12 protein-coding genes are annotated in these 16,957 nt (G+C 72.3%); 8 read left to right on the forward strand and 4 right to left on the reverse strand.

Annotated elements, in window-relative coordinates:
- Positions 1-136 precede the first annotated feature (136 nt).
- The 4 genes from ABZ937_RS32085 to ABZ937_RS32100 all read right to left on the reverse strand — a co-directional run bounded on the left by ABZ937_RS32085 (position 137) and on the right by ABZ937_RS32100 (position 5,778).
- Positions 137-2,521, reverse strand: coding sequence for a DUF3488 and transglutaminase-like domain-containing protein (locus tag ABZ937_RS32085; RefSeq protein ID WP_361696874.1), 2,385 nt, complete (start codon positions 2,519-2,521; stop codon positions 137-139).
- Positions 2,518-3,879 (reverse strand): DUF58 domain-containing protein, encoded by a 1,362-nt coding sequence (locus ABZ937_RS32090; protein WP_361696876.1) that lies wholly within the window; start codon positions 3,877-3,879, stop codon positions 2,518-2,520. The genes ABZ937_RS32085 and ABZ937_RS32090 overlap by 4 nt, the downstream gene beginning before the upstream one ends.
- On the reverse strand, positions 3,879-4,919 hold the full coding sequence (locus ABZ937_RS32095) for a MoxR family ATPase (RefSeq protein WP_361696878.1): 1,041 nt from the start codon (positions 4,917-4,919) through the stop codon (positions 3,879-3,881). Before ABZ937_RS32095 ends, ABZ937_RS32090 begins: the two co-directional genes overlap by 1 nt.
- A 247-nt stretch (positions 4,920-5,166) precedes the next feature.
- Positions 5,167-5,778 (reverse strand): carbonic anhydrase, encoded by a 612-nt coding sequence (locus ABZ937_RS32100; protein WP_361696880.1) that lies wholly within the window; start codon positions 5,776-5,778, stop codon positions 5,167-5,169.
- 290 nt (positions 5,779-6,068) lie between these two features.
- On the opposite strand from ABZ937_RS32100, the gene rsmH reads away from it, so the two are divergent.
- From rsmH to ftsW, 8 genes are all read left to right on the forward strand, one after another.
- On the forward strand, positions 6,069-7,025 hold the full coding sequence (gene rsmH, locus ABZ937_RS32105) for a 16S rRNA (cytosine(1402)-N(4))-methyltransferase RsmH (RefSeq protein ID WP_361696882.1): 957 nt from the start codon (positions 6,069-6,071) through the stop codon (positions 7,023-7,025).
- Between the two features lie 115 nt (positions 7,026-7,140).
- A complete protein-coding gene (locus tag ABZ937_RS32110) occupies positions 7,141-7,713 on the forward strand; it encodes a septum formation initiator family protein (protein WP_361696884.1) in 573 nt (190 codons plus the stop codon).
- 238 nt (positions 7,714-7,951) lie between these two features.
- Entirely contained in the window at positions 7,952-9,916 is a 1,965-nt protein-coding gene (locus tag ABZ937_RS32115) for a penicillin-binding transpeptidase domain-containing protein (RefSeq protein ID WP_361696886.1), read from the forward strand.
- Positions 9,917-10,082: 166 nt separating this feature from the next.
- On the forward strand, positions 10,083-11,603 hold the full coding sequence (locus tag ABZ937_RS32120) for a UDP-N-acetylmuramoyl-L-alanyl-D-glutamate--2,6-diaminopimelate ligase (RefSeq protein WP_361696888.1): 1,521 nt from the start codon (positions 10,083-10,085) through the stop codon (positions 11,601-11,603).
- Between the two features lie 28 nt (positions 11,604-11,631).
- On the forward strand, positions 11,632-13,038 hold the full coding sequence (murF, locus tag ABZ937_RS32125) for a UDP-N-acetylmuramoyl-tripeptide--D-alanyl-D-alanine ligase (protein WP_361696890.1): 1,407 nt from the start codon (positions 11,632-11,634) through the stop codon (positions 13,036-13,038).
- The gene (mraY, locus tag ABZ937_RS32130) at positions 13,038-14,108 is read left to right on the forward strand and encodes a phospho-N-acetylmuramoyl-pentapeptide-transferase (RefSeq protein ID WP_361696945.1); all 1,071 of its coding nucleotides are present in this window, start codon (positions 13,038-13,040) and stop codon (positions 14,106-14,108) included. Before murF ends, mraY begins: the two co-directional genes overlap by 1 nt.
- The gene (gene murD, locus ABZ937_RS32135; protein WP_361696892.1) at positions 14,090-15,523 is read left to right on the forward strand and encodes a UDP-N-acetylmuramoyl-L-alanine--D-glutamate ligase; all 1,434 of its coding nucleotides are present in this window, start codon (positions 14,090-14,092) and stop codon (positions 15,521-15,523) included. Before mraY ends, murD begins: the two co-directional genes overlap by 19 nt.
- A gap of 68 nt (positions 15,524-15,591) precedes the next feature.
- Positions 15,592-16,953 (forward strand): putative lipid II flippase FtsW, encoded by a 1,362-nt coding sequence (ftsW, locus tag ABZ937_RS32140; protein WP_361696894.1) that lies wholly within the window; start codon positions 15,592-15,594, stop codon positions 16,951-16,953.
- Positions 16,954-16,957: the final 4 nt, after the last annotated feature.

Here is a 16,957-nt window from a genome sequence, read left to right on the forward strand (position 1 = left end):
TCCGTGCTGGCTACCTTACCACTCCCGCCCTTCGGGCGCGGGTATCACCACCCACACACCCCAACCGACCTCCGGGGGGGCGGGCCACCCGCGGGTGGCCGCCCCTCACGCGTCGTACTCGGTCCTTCCGGACCGCTCAGCTCCGCTGCCCGGACGGCCGGCGCAGCGCCGGCCGGGCCGCCGAGGCCCGGGCCTTCAGCGCCGCCCAGCGGGCCGACACCGCCCACAGCACCCGGACCGACGATCGGGGCAGGAACAGCGCCCGCAGCCGCGTCCCGGTGCTCACCGTCGCCCGCAACGCCTCGATCACCCGGCGCACGTCCTGCGCCGTTCCCGCCGCCGGATGCGGCCGGGGCGCGTACAGCACCTGCTCCACCGCGTCCGCGACCCGGTGCACGGCGGCCCCGGCGGCCGGATCCAGGTGCCCGAGCCGCACGATCCGGTCGGCGGCCTTGCGCGCGGTCAGCGACTCGTCCGGCGCGATGCCGTGGTCCCAGGCGCTGTCCGTCAGCTCCTGCCACGCGGCCAGGGTGTGCGCCGCCGCGCCCTGCGCGTCCCGGGCGTGCCCGCCCAGCCGGCGCCCGCGCACCTTCTGCCGCCACAGCAGCGGCGACAGCGGCACGGCCAGGACCAGCAGCACGCCCAGCCCGATCAGCACCCACCACCACGGGGCCGGACCGTCGTCCCCGGGGGGCGGGACAGCCGCCGCGGACGAGCTGCCGCAGGCCTCCAGCTTGCGCAGCGCGCTGGTGCAGCTCTCGCTCGCCGAGGCCGAGGCCGAGGGCGCCGAGGACGCGCCCTTGGACGGCAGCACCTCCTCCGGCAGCGAGCTGCCGGGCGTGTCCTGCTGGGTGTACGACGGCGTGGTGCCGCGGGTGGGGGTCGGCTCGAAGCGGGTCCAGCCCACGCCCTCGAAGTACAGCTCGGGCCAGGCGTGCGCGTCCTTCTGGTTCACCGCGATCGTGCCGTCGGCCTGCGGGGTGCCGGGCGCGAAGCCCACCGAGACCCGGGCCGGGATGCCGAGGGTGCGGGCCATCGCCGCCATCGCGAAGGAGAAGTGGACGCAGAAGCCCTCCTTCTTCTTCAGGAAGTTCGCTATCGCGTCCGGGCCGCGGCCCACCTTCACCGAGGTGTCGTACTGGAAGCCCCCGGTGACGGCGAACCAGTCCTGGAGCTTGACGGCCTCCTCGTAGTGGCTCCGCGCGCCCGCGGTGATCTCCTCCGCGGTGCGGGCCACCACCTTCGGCAGCGAGCCCGGCACCTTGGTGTACTCGCTCTTCAGGGCGGGCGGCGGCTGCGGCGCGGAGGCCAGCTGCGCCGCCGTCGGCCGCACGTCCAGGCTGGTCACCTGGTAGGTCTCGCCGCGCGTGGTCTGGCCGCGGTCGCCGACGAGGGTCATCCCGACGGGCTCGTACCGCCACCGGCCGTCGACCTTCACACCGCTCGGCGGGTAGGGCATCGGCAGCCAGTTCTGGGCGTACGTGTCCGCCGCCGTGACGGTCGTCCTCACCTCGCCGCGCTTGATGTCCGGGCCCAGGCCGTCGGGCGTCGGCAGCTTGCCCGGCACGCCGACGACGTGCCGCTGGGCCGGCGTCCAGGTGGTGCCGTCGAACTCGTCCAGGGAGACGATCCGCAGATACAGGTCGGAGATGTCGTTGGTGGTGGTCCGCAGGGACAGCACCTGGCGGTCGTCGTTCGTGTTCAGGTTGTCGCGCAGCGACACCAGCGGGTTGATCGCCGAGATCGTGCCCCCGTGGCCGTTGCCCGCCCCCACGCCGGTGCCGGCGGGGTCCAGCAGGCCGCCGTGCATCGCGGGCAGGGCGAGCGGCACCATCAGGGCGACGCCGAGGGCGACCACGCCGATCCGGCGCCCGGTGCGCACCGGCGCCATGGCGCCCGTCTCCGGGGCGCCCGGCGTGCGGGGCGCGCCGCCGAAGACCCGGCCCCACTGGGCGAGCCGGTCCCGGCCCTCCGCGAGCAGCAGCATCAGATAGCCGCCCGCCGCCACCAGGAACCACAGCCAGTCGGCGCCGCCGTCGGACAGCCCCGCGGCCACCGAGTACAGCGCGAGCAGCGGCAGCCCGGCCGGGGCCGCGCTGCGGAAGGTCACCGCGAGCACGTCCACCAGCAGCCCGATCAGCAGCGCGCCGCCGATCAGCATCAGCTTGATGCCGTCGGTGACCGGCGCCGGTATCGCGTACCGGCTGACGTCGTCCGCGCCCTGCCGGAGCAGCTCGGCGAAGTACCGGAAGGTGTCCGGGCCGGGGACCAGCCCCGCGACCGCGTGCTGCCGGGCGAACATCAGGGTGAGCAGCACCAGGCTGGCCAGGGCCTGCGCCGCCACGGTCAGCGCCCGGCCCAGCGGCACCCGCCGGGCCGCCGCGCCCACCCCGGTCTGCACGGCCAGCAGCGGCAGCAGCTGCAGCAGCCAGGTCGGCTCGGCCACCAGCGGCAGCAGCGCGCAGGAGGCCATCAGCGTGGCCGCCGCCGCGCACAGCGCCAGTCGTGCCCGCCCGCTCATCCCCGTGCCTCCCCGCTCATCGCGGTCAGGCCGGAGGGTTCCCGGTCCGCCTGCCGCCACAGTTCGTCCAGTGAGGCGCCGCGCGGCACGCTCAGTGCCGTCCAGCCCGCCTCGCGCAGCATGCGCAGCCGTTCGGTGTGCCGGTCGCCCGGGCGGGGCACGTCGGTCGCCTCCCGCGTCCAGATGTCGGGGTCCAGCACGAAGGCGACGGCGCCGCCGCTGCGCCGGCTCATCTTGGCGACCGTCGTGGCCTGCTCCTCGTCCAGGTCGCCGAGGAAGGCGACCAGCAGCCCCTCGTTGCCGCCGCGCAGCATGTCGTACGCCCGGGACAGGCCGTCGCCGTCGGAGTGGTCGATCACCGCGAGGGTGTCCATCATCAGACCGGCCGCGTCCGCCGTCTCCTGGCCGGTGCCCGCGAACCCGTCGCCGCCCTCGCCGGGCACCGCGCTGCCGCTGTCGGTCAGCAGCCGTACCGAGAAGCCGCGTTCCAGCATGTGCACCAGCACCGAGGCGGCACCGGAGACGGCCCACTCGAAGGCCGAGTCCGGGCCCGCGCCCTCGTAGGCACCGCCGCGGGTGTCCAGGAGCACGGTGCACCGGGAGCGCCGGGGCTGCTCCTCGCGGCGCACCATCAGCTCGCCGTAGCGCGCGGTGGACCGCCAGTGCACGCGGCGCAGGTCGTCGCCGTAGCGGTAGCCGCGCGGGATCACGTCGTCCTCGCCCGCGAGGGCCAGCGAGCGCTGCCGCCCGTCGCCGTACCCCTGGGCCTCGCCGCCGAAGCGGACCGGGGCCAGCGGCTCCACGCGCGGGATGACCGTCAGGGTGTCGTACGCCGCGAAGGAGCGGGTCAGTTCGCACATGCCGAAGGGGTCCGTGAGCCGCAGCTGGAGCGGGCCCAGCGGATACCGGCCCCGCAGGTCCGAGCGGACCCGGTAGGACACCTCGCGGCGGCCCCCCGGCTCCACCCGGTCCAGCACGAACCGGGGGCGCGGCCCGAGGACGTACGGCACCCGGTCCTGGAGCATCAGCAGACCGGTGGGCAGCCGGGAGACGTTGTCCATGCGCAGATGCACCCGGGCCTCGCTGCCGGCCGGGACGCGCGCGGGGGAGAGGCGGCGGCTCGCGGCGACCCGGTAGCGCGTGCGGTACAGCACGGTCGCGCAGATCAGGGGCAGCACGGCGAGCAGCAGGCCGACCCGCAGCAGATCGCTCTGCCCCAGCACGAACGCGCAGATCGCGGCGGCGATCCCGGCCGCGAGGAAGGAACGGCCGCGGGTGGTGAGACCCGCCAGGGCCGTACGGACCGCGCCCGTCTCCCCGCGGTCGGCCTCCGCCGGCGCGGTCCCCCCGGGGTTCATCACAGACTCCGCGGGGGCTGCTGGGGGTAGGCCGGGACGGTGCGGCCCAGACCGCCGAAGCCGTTCTGCCGGCCCGGGGCCGCGGGCACCGGCGTGTGCTGCAGGATCTCCTGCACCACCTGCTCGGACGTACGGCGGTTGAGCTGGGCCTGGGCGGTGGGCAGCAGGCGGTGGGCGAGGACGGCGACGGCGAGCGCCTGGACGTCGTCCGGCAGCGCGTACTCCCGGCCGGCCAGGGCCGCGGACGCCTTCGCCGCGCGCAGCAGGTGCAGCGTCGCGCGCGGGGAGGCGCCGAGTCTGAGGTCGGGGTGCGTGCGCGTGGCGGCGACCAGCTCCACCGCGTACCGCCGGACCGGCTCGGCGACGTGCACCCCGCGCACCGCCTCGATCAGCTTCACGATCTCGTGCGCGTGCGCCACCGGCTGGAGGTGCTCCAGCGGGCTGACCCCGCCGTGGATGTCGAGCATCTGCAGCTCGGCCTCCACGCTCGGGTACCCGACGGAGACGCGGGCCATGAAGCGGTCGCGCTGCGCCTCGGGCAGCGGGTACGTGCCCTCCATCTCGACCGGGTTCTGCGTGGCCACCACCATGAAGGGGCTGGGCAGTTCGTAGGTCTGCCCGTCGATGGTGACCTGCCGCTCCTCCATGGACTCCAGCAGCGCGGACTGGGTCTTGGGCGAGGCGCGGTTGATCTCGTCGCCGATCACGATCTGCGCGAAGATGGCCCCCGGCTTGAACTCGAAGTCCCGGCGCTGCTGGTCCCAGATCGACACGCCCGTGATGTCCGAGGGCAGCAGGTCCGGCGTGAACTGGATGCGCCGCACCGAGCAGTCGATGGACCGCGCCAGCGCCTTGGCGAGCATCGTCTTGCCCACGCCCGGGACATCCTCGATCAGCAGGTGGCCCTCGGCGAGCAGCACGGTCAGCGCGAGTCGTACGACCTCGGGCTTGCCCTCGATCACGCCCTCCACCGAACCGCGCACCCGCTCCACCGTGGCGGTCAGATCAGTGAGGCTCGCTCGATCGTCATAGGTCGTCACCCGGCCCTCCTCGGCCCGTTCATTCCGGGCCGACGCTCTCGATGCGAAACCGGCCCACCCCGAAACACGGACACCACGCGGGAAAGGTTCCGCGTGACGTCACACCCGCATTCTTGCCGCCGTTACCGATTCGTGTCACTCGCCTGTGGACAACTGACCCCACGATGCCGGTCGTGCGACATTATCGACTGCGTTTTCGATGCGGACGGCGGGATGCGTTCCAGGGCGGCCGGCCGGTGCGTCCGGATCAGGCCGGGTCGACCTCGCGCAGCAGACCGGTGCGCACGTCGAAGACGAAGCCGCGGACGTCGTCGTTGTGCAGCAGGAAGGGCGAGGTGCGCACCCGCTGCATGGACTGGCGCACGTCCTGGTCCACGTCCCGGAACGACTCCACCGCCCACGCCGGCCGCTGCCCGACCTCCATCTCCAGCTCGTGCCGGAAGTCCTCGGTGAGGGTTTCCAGGCCGCAGCCGGTGTGGTGGATCAGGACGACGCTGCGGGTGCCGAGTGCGCGCTGGCTGATGGTCAGCGAGCGGATCACGTCGTCGGTGACGACACCCCCCGCGTTGCGGATGGTGTGACAGTCGCCGAGCTCCAGACCGAGCGCGGCGTGCAGGTCGAGACGGGCGTCCATGCACGCGACGACGGCGACGCGGAGAACGGGATGGGCGTCCATGCCAGGGTCCGTGAAGGCCTCGGCATAGTGGCGGTTGGCCTCGACGAGGCGGTCGGTCACGGTCTCGCCAGTGGGTATGGCGCCTTCGGATCCAGTGGGCACTGCTGCAGAAGTCGTCATACCGACGACGTTACTGGTCACGATGCGTTCTGGCCCGCTGTGAGAGGGGACAAAGAACGTCATCGTGGCTTGTTGTGAGCTAACCCACAGGGGGGCCAAAGCTGGGCCGAACGGGGGGATCGGCGCGAATCGAGGTTCCCGCCGTGTCGCGGTGCGCGACGCGCAGGCCGGTTGATTGACCAGGGGACAGCGTGGACTAAAGTGGCGCGAAAGCGGGAGACGAGTCTCTCCTCGCTGGTGAGACCCCCGGAGACCCCGGCACGTGCCCGGACCCGTCTCCTCGCGCGCGCGGCGCGTACGTACGGCTCGGGGGACCGACGGTGCGTACGGCCCGCCGGAAATGAGAGGCCCCCTTGAGCCAGAGTCGACACGTCCCGGTGATGCTCCAGCGGTGCCTGGACCTGCTGGCACCCGCCCTGCAGCATCCCGGAGCGGTGGTCGTCGACTGCACCCTCGGCCTCGGCGGGCACAGCGAGGCGCTGCTGACCCGGTTCCCCGACGCGCGGCTGATCGGGCTCGACCGGGACAAGGAGGCGCTGCGCCTGTCCGGCGAGCGCCTGGCGCCGTTCGGGGACCGTGCCACCCTCGTGCACGCCGTGTACGACGAGCTGCCCGACGTACTGCGCCGGCTCGGCATCGCGCGCGTGCAGGGCGTGCTGTTCGACCTCGGGGTCTCCTCCATGCAGCTCGACGAGGCCGGCCGCGGCTTCGCGTACGCCCAGGACGCGCCCCTGGACATGCGCATGGACCAGACGACCGGCATCAGCGCAGCCGAGGTGCTCAACACCTACCCGGCCGGCGAACTCGTGCGCATCCTGCGCGCGTACGGCGAGGAGAAGCAGGCCAAGCGGATCGTCGCCGCGATCGTCCGGGAGCGCGAGAAGGAGCCGTTCAGCAACAGTGCGCGGCTCGTGGAACTCATCCGCGACGCCCTGCCGCAGGCCGCCAAGCGCACCGGCGGCAACCCGGCCAAGCGCACCTTCCAGGCGCTGCGCATCGAGGTCAACGGCGAACTGTCCGTCCTGGAGCGGGCGATCCCGGCCGCCGTGAAGTCCCTGGACGTCGGCGGGCGCGTCGCCGTGCTGTCGTACCACTCGCTCGAAGACCGGCTCGTCAAGCAGGTGTTCGCGGCCGGGGCCGCCTCCACCGCGCCGCCCGGACTGCCCGTCGTGCCCGAGCGCTACCAGCCGCGGCTCAAGCTGCTCACCCGCGGTGCCGAACTTCCCACCGAGGAAGAGATCGCCGAGAACCGCAGGGCCGCGCCGGCCAGGCTGCGGGGTGCCGAGCGGATCAGGGAGGACGTCGAGTGAGCGAGACGGGTCGGAAGATCCCCTCCGCGCGCCGGGGGAGCGGTTTCCCCGATGCGCCGGGGGAGCGTTGGCCCCACGCGCAGGGAGAGCGTTTCCCTCACGCACCGGGGGAGCAGTGAGCAGGAAACCCGAGCTGAAGGGGAGGGCGGCCCGGCTCGCCCGGCTCCTGCCGGCCGGCCGCGCCCAGGCGGCCCGTACCCCGTTCGTCCTGCTCGTCGTCGTGCTCCTCGGCGGTGGCCTGATCGGACTGCTGGTGCTCAACTCCGCGCTCAGCGAAGGCTCGTTCAAACTCGCCGACCTGCAGAAGCGGACGAAGAGCCTCACCGACCGGGAGCAGGCCCTGCAGCGGGACATCGACGCCTACTCGTCCCCCGACGCCCTCCAGCGGCGCGCCCGCGAACTCGGCATGGTCCCCGGCGGCGACCCCGCCTTCCTCGGCCCCGGCGGCACCGTCAAGGGCGTCCCCGGCGCCGCCCCCGAAGCCGCGACCGCCGCGACCCTCTCCGGCCCGGGCAGCCCCGAGGCGTTGATCCCGGCCGCCGGCCTCTCCGCCGCCCCCGCCCCCACGGCGGCACCCGCCTCCCCGGCGTCCCCCGCGACAGCGCCCTCCGCCACGCCGGCACCCCCCACGGCCCCCGCGCCGCCCGCCGCCCCCCAGCCCCTTTCCACCCCGACCCCCGGCAGGTGACGGAAGTGTCCGACAGGGAACCGCGCGGCCGCGTGCCCGGGCCCGCGTGTGCGCTGCGCTCCGGTGACCGTGGTGGCGGTGGCCGGTTTCGGCGCGGTGCCGGGCCGGTTCCGCGTGCCGGGCGGTCGTATCCGGTCAGCCGGCGCCGTCCGGCCCGGAGATCCGCCCCGGCGGGTGCGATGACGCCGTTCTCGATGCCCCAGCCCATGCCCACCCCGACCCCCGGCAGGTGACGGAAGTGTCCGACAGGGAACCGCCGCGCCGCCGTGTGCCCGGGCCTGCCAAGCCTCCTCGGCCGCGGAATGCCGTCCGGCGGCAGCCGGGGCCCGGGGCGCGGCCGGCCCGGCGCCCCGGCGGAGCCCGGCCCATGCCCCCGCCCCCGCTCCGGCTCGGCAGCCCCCGGCCCAGGCTGCGCCTGGTCGGCCTCGCCCTGACCCTGGTGCTGCTCGCCTTCGTCATCCGGCTGCTCCAGGTGCAGGCCGTCGACGCGAGCTCCTACACGGCACGGGCCGAGCAGAACCGGTACGTGGTGCACACCCTGGCCGCCGAGCGCGGCGAGATCACCGACCGCAACGGCGTCGCCCTCGCCGTCAGCGAGGACGCGTACGACATCACGGCCGACCCGACCATGTTCAGCGCCAAGCAGCTGAAGATCACCAACGGACCGGAGCAGGCCGCCGCGCTGCTCGCCCCGATCCTCGGCCAGGACCAGGCCGCGATCGTCAGGAAGCTGCGCCCCGAGAACAGGAACGCCCGCTACACCCGGCTCGCCACCCGGCAGACCCCGCAGGTCTGGAAGCAGATCAAGGACCTGAAGGCGGCCCTCACCAACAAGGCCGAGACCGACCACACCACCGTCAACGTGCTGACCGGCGTCTTCGCGGACCCCAGCAGCCAGCGCGTGTACCCGAACGGCGACCTGGCCGCCGGGATACTGGGCTGGGTCAACGCCGACGGCCAGGGCGGCGGCGGCATCGAGCAGGAGCTGGACAAGCAGCTGGCCGGCAAGGACGGCAAGGTCCGCTACGCCCAGGCCGGCGGGCGCGAGGTGCCCACGGCCGGGTCCACCGAGACGCCCGCCGTGCCCGGCTCCGACGTCGAGCTGACCGTCGACCGGGACATCCAGTGGGCCGCGCAGAACGCGATCACCGAGCAGGTGCGCAAGTCCAAGGCGGACCGCGGCTACGTCATCGTCCAGGACACCCGCACCGGCCAGATCCTGGCCATGGCCAACTCGCCGGGCTTCGACCCCAACGACCTGTCGAAGGCCGACGGCGACGCCATGGGCAACGCCGCCGTCCAGGACGCCTACGAGCCCGGCTCCACCGCGAAGGTGATGTCGATGGCGGCCGTGCTGGAGCGGAACGTGGCGACCCCGCTCACCCACGTCGTCGTACCCAACCGGCTGCACCGCGGCGACCGGCTCTTCCAGGACGACATCGACCATGCCACCTGGTACCTCACGCTCAACGGCGTGCTCGCCAAGTCCAGCAACATCGGCACCATCCTGGCCACCGGCGAACTCGGCAAGAGCCAGCCCGAGGCCAACAGGATCCTCTACTCGTACCTGCGCAGGTTCGGCATCGGCGGCTACACCGGCCTCGGCTTCCCCGGTGAGACCCGCGGCATCCTCGCGCCGCCGCAGAAGTGGTCCACCTCGCAGCAGTACACGATTCCTTTCGGCCAGGGCTTCTCCATCAACGCGATGCAGGCCGCCTCCGTGTACTCGACCATCGCCAACGGCGGCGTCCGCGTCGAGCCGACCCTGGTGCGCGGCACCAAGGGCGCCGACGGGCGCTTCACCCCGGCGCCGAAGCCGAAGCAGACGCGGGTGGTCAGCGAGAAGACCGCCAGGACCCTCGCCCAGATGCTGGAGTCCGTCGTCGACGACGAGCAGGGCACCGGCGCCAAGGCCCGGATCCCCGGGTACCGGGTGGCGGGCAAGACCGGCACCGCCAACCGCGTGGATCCGGCCACCGGCCGCTACCGCGGCTACACCTCGTCGTTCGCCGGCTTCGCCCCAGCCGACAAGCCGCGGATCACCGTCTACTGCGCCATCCAGAACGCCACCGCGGGCAGCTACTTCGGCGGCCAGATCTGTGGACCCATCTACAAGCAGGTGATGGAGTTCGCCCTGAAGACCCTCCAGATCCCGCCGACCGGGGCGAAGGCCGCCAACCTGCCCGTCGAGTACAAGCCCTGATCAGCACCACGGAAACACCAGGAACCAGCTCGTGACAACGATCACCCCCGACCCCGGGAACCACGGGACCGAGAGCCCCTCACTTCGCTCCGGAGCGGGTACGCCCGGTACGCTCACCGCCGTGCCACACGCTGATCAGTCCCAAACCACCCAGAAAGGCGCTTCCGTGACATATCCGGGACCGCCGCGACCGGTCCAGGTCCCCGCCGCACCCCTCGCGGAACTGGCCGATCAGCTGGGTGTCGCCGCTCCGGCCGGCTCCGCCGAGGTCACGGGGATCACCCACGACTCGCGGGCCGTCCGCCCCGGTGACGTGTACGCCGCCCTGCCGGGCGCCCGGCTGCACGGCGCCGACTTCGTCACCCAGGCCGCCGGCCTCGGCGCGGTCGCCGTGCTCACCGACCCGAGCGGCGCCGAGCGCGCCGCCGCGACCGGCCTGCCCGTCCTGGTCGTGGACGACCCGCGCGCGCGGATGGGCGAGCTGGCGGCGACGATCTACGGCCACCCCGGCCGCGATCTGCTCCAGATCGGCATCACCGGCACCTCCGGCAAGACCACCACCGCCTACCTGGTCGAGGGCGGCCTGAAGAGCGCCCGCAGCACCGGACTCATCGGCACCGTGGAGATGCGCATCGGCGACGAGCGCATCAAGTCCGAGCGCACCACCCCCGAGGCCACCGACCTGCAGGCCCTGTTCGCCGTCATGCGCGAACGCGGCGTCGAGGCGGTCGCCATGGAGGTCTCCAGCCACGCCCTGGTCCTCGGCCGGGTCGACGGCTGCGTCTTCGACATCGCCGTCTTCAGCAACCTCAGCCCGGAACACATGGAGTTCCACTCCGACATGGAGGACTACTTCCGGGCCAAGGCGCAGCTCTTCACGCCGAAGCGCAGCAAGCTCGGCGTGATCAACATCGATGACGAGTACGGCCGCCGGCTGGCGAAGGAGGCGACCGTCCCGGTCGTCACCTTCTCCGCCGAGGGCCACCCGGACGCCGACTGGCGCGCCGAGGACGTCCAGGTCGGCCCCATGGACTCGACGTTCACCGTCCTCGGCCCGAACGGCGAGCGCCTGCACGCCAAGTCGCCGCTGCCGGGCCCGTTCAACGTGGCGAACACCCTCGCCGCCGTCGTCGCCCTCGCCGCCGCCGGTCTCGACCCGCAGACCGCCGCCGACGGCGTCGCCGCCGTACCCGGCGTCCCGGGCCGCCTGGAGCGCGTCGACGCGGGGCAGGCCTACCTCGCGGTCGTCGACTACGCCCACAAGACCGACGCCGTCGAGTCGGTGCTCAAGGCGCTGCGCAAGGTCACCAAGGGCCGCCTGCACGTCGTCCTCGGCTGCGGCGGCGACCGCGACCGGACCAAGCGCGCCCCGATGGGCGCCGCCGCGGCCCGGCTCGCCGACACGGCCGTACTGACCTCCGACAACCCCCGCTCCGAGGACCCCCTCGCGATCCTCGCGACCATGCTCCAGGGTGCGGCCGCCGTGCCCGCGCACGAGCGCGGCGAGGTGCTCCTCTTCGAGGACCGGGCCGCCGCCATCGCCGCCGCCGTGGGCCGCGCCGCCCCCGGTGACACCGTGCTGGTGGCCGGCAAGGGGCACGAGCAGGGCCAGGACATCGCCGGCGTGGTCCGTCCCTTCGACGACCGCCAGGTGCTCCGCGAAGCCATCCAGAAGACCCAGGGATGAAAATCCAGAAGACCCAGGGGATGAACTTGTGATCGCCCTCTCCCTCGCCGAGATCGCAGCTGTCGTCGGCGGGCAGACGCACGACATACCGGATCCGTCCGCGCAGGTCACGGGACCGGTCGTCCGGGACTCCCGCGAGGTGGTGCCCGGCAGCCTGTTCGCCGCCTTCGTCGGCGAGCGCGTGGACGGCCACGACTACGCACCACAGGTCGTCGCGGCCGGAGCGGTCGCCGTCCTGGCCTCCCGGCCGGTCGGTGTCCCCGCCGTCGTGGTGGACGACGTCCAGACCGCCCTCGGTGCCCTCGCCCGGCACGTCGTACGCCGGCTCGGCGCGACCCTGGTCGCCCTGACCGGCTCGGCCGGCAAGACCAGCACCAAGGACCTCGTCGCCCAGGTGCTCCAGCGCAAGGCGCCGACCGTGTTCACGCCCGGCTCGCTCAACAACGAGATCGGGCTGCCGCTGACCGCCCTGTCCGCCACCGAGGAGACGAAGTTCCTCGTGCTGGAGATGGGCGCGCGCGGCATCGGGCACATCCGCTACCTCGCCGGCCTCACCCCGCCGAAGATCGGCCTGGTGCTCAACGTCGGCACCGCCCACATCGGCGAGTTCGGCGGCCGCGAGCAGATCGCCGAGGCCAAGGGCGAACTGGTGGAGGCGCTGCCCGAGGACGGAGCCGCGATCCTCAACGCCGACGACCCGCTGGTCCGGGCCATGGCCTCCCGTACCAAGGCGAAGGTGGTCCTTTTCGGAGAGTCGGCCGAAGCGGACGTACGCGCCGAGAACGTACGACTCACGGACAGCGGACAGCCTTCCTTCAGGCTTCACACACCCTCCGGTGCAAGCGATGTGACCATGCGCCTGTACGGTGAGCACCACGTGTCGAACGCGCTCGCCGCGGCCGCCGTCGCCCATGAGCTGGGCATGTCCGCGGAAGAGATCGCCACCGCGCTCTCCGAGGCGGGCACCCTCTCCCGTTGGCGCATGGAGGTCACCGAGCGCCCGGACGGCGTGACCATCGTCAACGACGCCTACAACGCCAACCCCGAGTCCATGCGGGCCGCCCTCAGGGCGCTCGCGGCCATGGGCAAGGGGCGCCGCACGTGGGCGGTGCTCGGCAAGATGGCCGAGCTGGGGGACGAGGCGCTCGCCGAGCACGACGCCGTCGGACGGCTCGCCGTCCGGCTCAACGTCAGCAAGCTCGTCGCGGTCGGGGGGATTGAGGCCTCCTGGTTGCAATTGGGCGCATATAACGAGGGTTCGTGGGGTGAGGAGTCGGTGCACGTGTCCGACGCACAGGCGGCGATCGACCTGTTGCGCAGCGAGCTGCGCCCGGGGGACGTCGTGCTCGTGAAGGCGTCCCGTTCGGTGGGGCTGGAGAGCGTCGCCCAGGCGCTCGTCGAGGCCGGTGCCGAGGGTGAGGTTGCCGCCCGATGATGAAGCAGATCCTGTTCTCGGGAGTCATTGGCCTCTTCCTGACGCTGATCGGCACGCCGCTGCTGATCAAGCTCCTCGCCCGCAAGGGCTACGGCCAGTACATCCGTGACGACGGCCCGCGCGAGCACGCCAGCAAGCGCGGTACGCCGACCATGGGCGGTATCGCCTTCATCCTGGCGACGATCGCCGCGTACTTCCTGAGCAAGCTCATCACCGGTTACACGCCGACCTACTCCGGTCTGCTGGTCCTCGGCCTGATGTTCGGCATGGGCCTGGTCGGCTTCCTCGACGACTACATCAAGATCGTCAAGCGGCGGTCGCTGGGTCTGCGGGCCAAGGCGAAGATGGCCGGCCAGCTGATCGTCGGTATCGGCTTCGCGGTGCTGTCGCTGCAGTTCTCCGACGCCCGCGGCAACACCCCGGCCTCCACGAAGCTGTCGTTCATCACCGACTTCGGCTGGTCGATCGGCCCGGTGCTGTTCGTCGTCTGGGCGCTGTTCATGATCCTCGCGATGTCGAACGGCGTGAACCTCACCGACGGTCTGGACGGCCTCGCCACGGGCGCCTCCGTGCTCGTCTTCGGCGCCTACACCTTCATCGGCGTCTGGCAGTTCCAGGAGTCCTGCGCCAACGCGGGCACCCTGACCAACCCGGGCGCCTGCTACGAGGTGCGCGACCCGCTGGACCTCGCCGTCGTCGCCTCCGCGCTGATGGGTGCCTGCCTCGGCTTCCTGTGGTGGAACACCTCGCCCGCCAAGATCTTCATGGGCGACACCGGTTCGCTCGCGCTCGGCGGTGTCCTCACCGGTCTGGCCATCCTCTCCCGCACGGAGCTGCTGGTGGCCATCATGGGCGGCCTGTTCGTCCTCATCACCATGTCGGTCGTCATCCAGGTCGGCTCCTTCCGGCTCACCGGAAAGCGTGTCTTCCGGATGGCGCCGCTCCAGCACCACTTCGAACTCAAGGGCTGGTCCGAGGTCCTGGTGGTGGTCCGATTCTGGATCATCCAAGGCATCTGTGTGATTGTCGGACTGGGCCTCTTCTACGCGGGATGGGCAGCGGACAAGTGACCTCCTCGGTGCCTTCTGAATTCCAGGGCAAGCGCGTCACCGTCGCCGGGCTCGGCGTCTCGGGCGTCCCGGCGGCCAAGGTGCTGCACGCGCGCGGGGCGATCGTCACGGTCGTCAACGACGGCGACGACGCACGCGCGCGTGAGCAGGCCGCGGAGCTGGAGGCGCTCGGCGTCACCGTGCGTCTCGGCGACGGGGCGACCCTGCCGGAGGGCACCGAGCTGATCGTCACCGCGCCCGGCTGGAAGCCCGACAAGCCGCTGTTCCTCGCGGCCGAGCAGGCCGGCGTGCCCGTCTGGGGCGACGTGGAGCTGGCCTGGCGCCTGCGCGGGCCCGACGCGGCCCCCTGGCTGGCCGTGACGGGCACCAACGGCAAGACCACCACCGTCCAGATGCTCGCCTCGATCCTGCGGGCCGCAGGGCTGCGCACGGCCGCCGTCGGCAACATCGGCGTCTCCCTGCTGGACGCGGTCCTCGGCGAGGAGCGGTACGACGTGCTCGCCGTGGAACTGTCCAGCTACCAGCTCCACTGGGCGCCCTCCCTGCGGGCGCACTCGGCGGCGGTCCTCAACCTCGCGCCGGACCACCTGGACTGGCACGGCTCCATGGAGGCGTACGCGCGCGACAAGGGCCGCATCTACGAGGGCAACGAGATCGCCTGCGTCTACAACGTCGCGGACAAGGCCACCGAGGACCTCGTGCGCGAGGCCGACGTCGAGGAGGGCTGCCGGGCCGTCGGTTTCACCCTGGGCACGCCCGGGCCCTCCCAACTCGGTGTCGTCGACGGCATCCTGGTCGACCGGGCCTTCGTCGAGAACCGGCAGAAGAACGCGCAGGAGCTGGCCGAGGTCTCCGACGTCCACCCGCCGGCCCCGCACAACATCGCCAACGCCCTCGCGGCGGCGGCCCTCGCGCGCGCCTTCGGGGTGCCCGCCGGTGCCGTACGGGACGGTCTGCGGGCCTTCCGCCCGGACGCCCACCGCATCGCGCACGTGGCCGACATCGACGGCGTCGCGTACGTGGACGACTCCAAGGCGACCAACACCCACGCCGCGGAAGCCTCGTTGGCGGCATATGAGTCGATCGTATGGATTGCGGGCGGTCTGGCGAAGGGCGCGACCTTCGACGAACTGGTCGCCAAGTCGGCACAGCGACTTCGCGGAGCCGTCCTGATCGGTGCCGACCGCGCCCTGATCCGCGACGCCCTGGCGCGACACGCCCCGGAAGTACCCGTGGTCGACCTCGACCGGACCGACACTGGGGCGATGCTCCAGGCGGTGACGGAAGCGAAGCGGCTGGCCCGAACCGGCGACACGGTACTGCTGGCCCCGGCCTGCGCCTCCATGGACATGTTCACCAACTACAACCAGCGCGGTGACGCGTTCGCGGCAGCCGTCCGCGAACTCGACGCCTGACCCCGGCCGCCTGCCGGGCGGATCTTGGGAGGGACGCGTGGGACGGTCGACGTTCAGTGGAGGCGCCGATGCCCGGTAGCCGTACCGGCCGGCCGCCCGTACAGCGGGCGTCCCGGCGTCCCGCCGTCTCCCGCTCGCCGCGCGAGAACCCCGTCCAGCGGTTCTACACGCGCGCGCGAAAGGCCTGGGACCGGCCGCTGACCGCCTACTACCTGATCGTCGGCGGCAGCGTGCTGATCACCGTGCTGGGTCTGGTGATGGTCTACTCGGCCTCCCAGATCACCGCGCTGCAGCTGTCGCTGCCCGGGTCGTACTTCTTCCGCAAGCAGTTCCTGGCCGCGCTCATCGGCGGCGCACTGCTGTTCGTCGCCTCCCGCATGCCGGTGAAGCTGCACCGGGCGCTGGCCTACCCGATCCTCGCCGGCGCCGTCTTCCTGATGGCCCTGGTGCAGGTGCCCGGGATAGGAATGGCGGTCAACGGCAACCAGAACTGGATCTCCCTCGGCGGCTCCTTCCAGATCCAGCCCAGCGAGTTCGGCAAGCTGGCCCTGGTGCTGTGGGGGGCGGACCTGATCGCCCGCAAACAGGAGCGGAAGCTGCTGACCCAGTGGAAGCACATGCTGGTGCCTCTGGTTCCGGGCACCTTCCTGCTGCTCGGGCTGATCATGCTCGGCGGCGACATGGGCACCGCGATCATTCTCACAGCGATCCTGTTCGGCCTGCTGTGGCTCGCGGGGGCGCCGACCCGGCTGTTCGCCGGCGTGCTGTCGGTCGCCGGTCTGATCGGTGTGGTCCTGATCAAGACCAGCCCCAACCGGATGGCCCGGCTCGCCTGCATCGGCGCCACCGAGCCCCGGACCGGGGTCGCCGACTGCTGGCAGGCCGTGCACGGCATCTACGCCCTCGCCTCCGGCGGAATCTTCGGCTCCGGGCTCGGGGCGAGTGTGGAAAAATGGGGTCAACTCCCCGAAGCCCACACCGACTTCATCTTCGCCGTCACCGGTGAGGAACTGGGCCTGGCGGGGACGCTGTCGGTGCTCGCCCTGTTCGCGGCTCTAGGCTATGCGGGTATCCGCGTGGCCGGACGCACGGAGGACCCCTTCGTGAGGTACGCCGCGGGAGGCGTGACCACCTGGATCACCGCCCAGGCGGTGATCAACATCGGTGCGGTGCTCGGCCTGCTGCCGATCGCCGGTGTCCCCCTCCCGCTGTTCTCCTACGGAGGGTCCGCCCTGCTGCCGACCATGTTCGCCATCGGGTTGCTGATCGCCTTCGCGCGCGACGAGCCCGCTGCGCGGGCGGCGCTTGCGATGCGGCAACCTCGCTTTGGTAGAAAGCGGGCGGGAGGCTCCGGTGCCGAGCGGGGGCCTCGGAGATGGAACACGATGCGACGGCGTGCCTCAGCGGCGCGTTCGTCCGGAGAGCGGTGAATTT

The sequence above is a fragment of the Streptomyces sp. NPDC046727 genome, assembly GCF_040645635.1.
Taxonomy (GTDB): Bacteria; Actinomycetota; Actinomycetes; order Streptomycetales; family Streptomycetaceae; genus Streptomyces.

Excerpts from the sequence above, each read along its gene's own strand:
- ABZ937_RS32085 (WP_361696874.1), bottom strand. The coding sequence starts at position 2,521 with ATGAGCGGGCGGGCACGACTGGCGCTGTGCGCGGCGGCGGCCACGCTG.
- ABZ937_RS32090 (WP_361696876.1), bottom strand. The coding sequence starts at position 3,879 with ATGAACCCCGGGGGGACCGCGCCGGCGGAGGCCGACCGCGGGGAGACG.
- ABZ937_RS32100 (WP_361696880.1), bottom strand. The coding sequence starts at position 5,778 with ATGACGTTCTTTGTCCCCTCTCACAGCGGGCCAGAACGCATCGTGACC.
- mraY (WP_361696945.1), top strand. The coding sequence starts at position 13,038 with ATGAAGCAGATCCTGTTCTCGGGAGTCATTGGCCTCTTCCTGACGCTG.
- ftsW (WP_361696894.1), top strand. The coding sequence starts at position 15,592 with ATGCCCGGTAGCCGTACCGGCCGGCCGCCCGTACAGCGGGCGTCCCGG.
- murD (WP_361696892.1), top strand. The coding sequence starts at position 14,090 with ATGGGCAGCGGACAAGTGACCTCCTCGGTGCCTTCTGAATTCCAGGGC.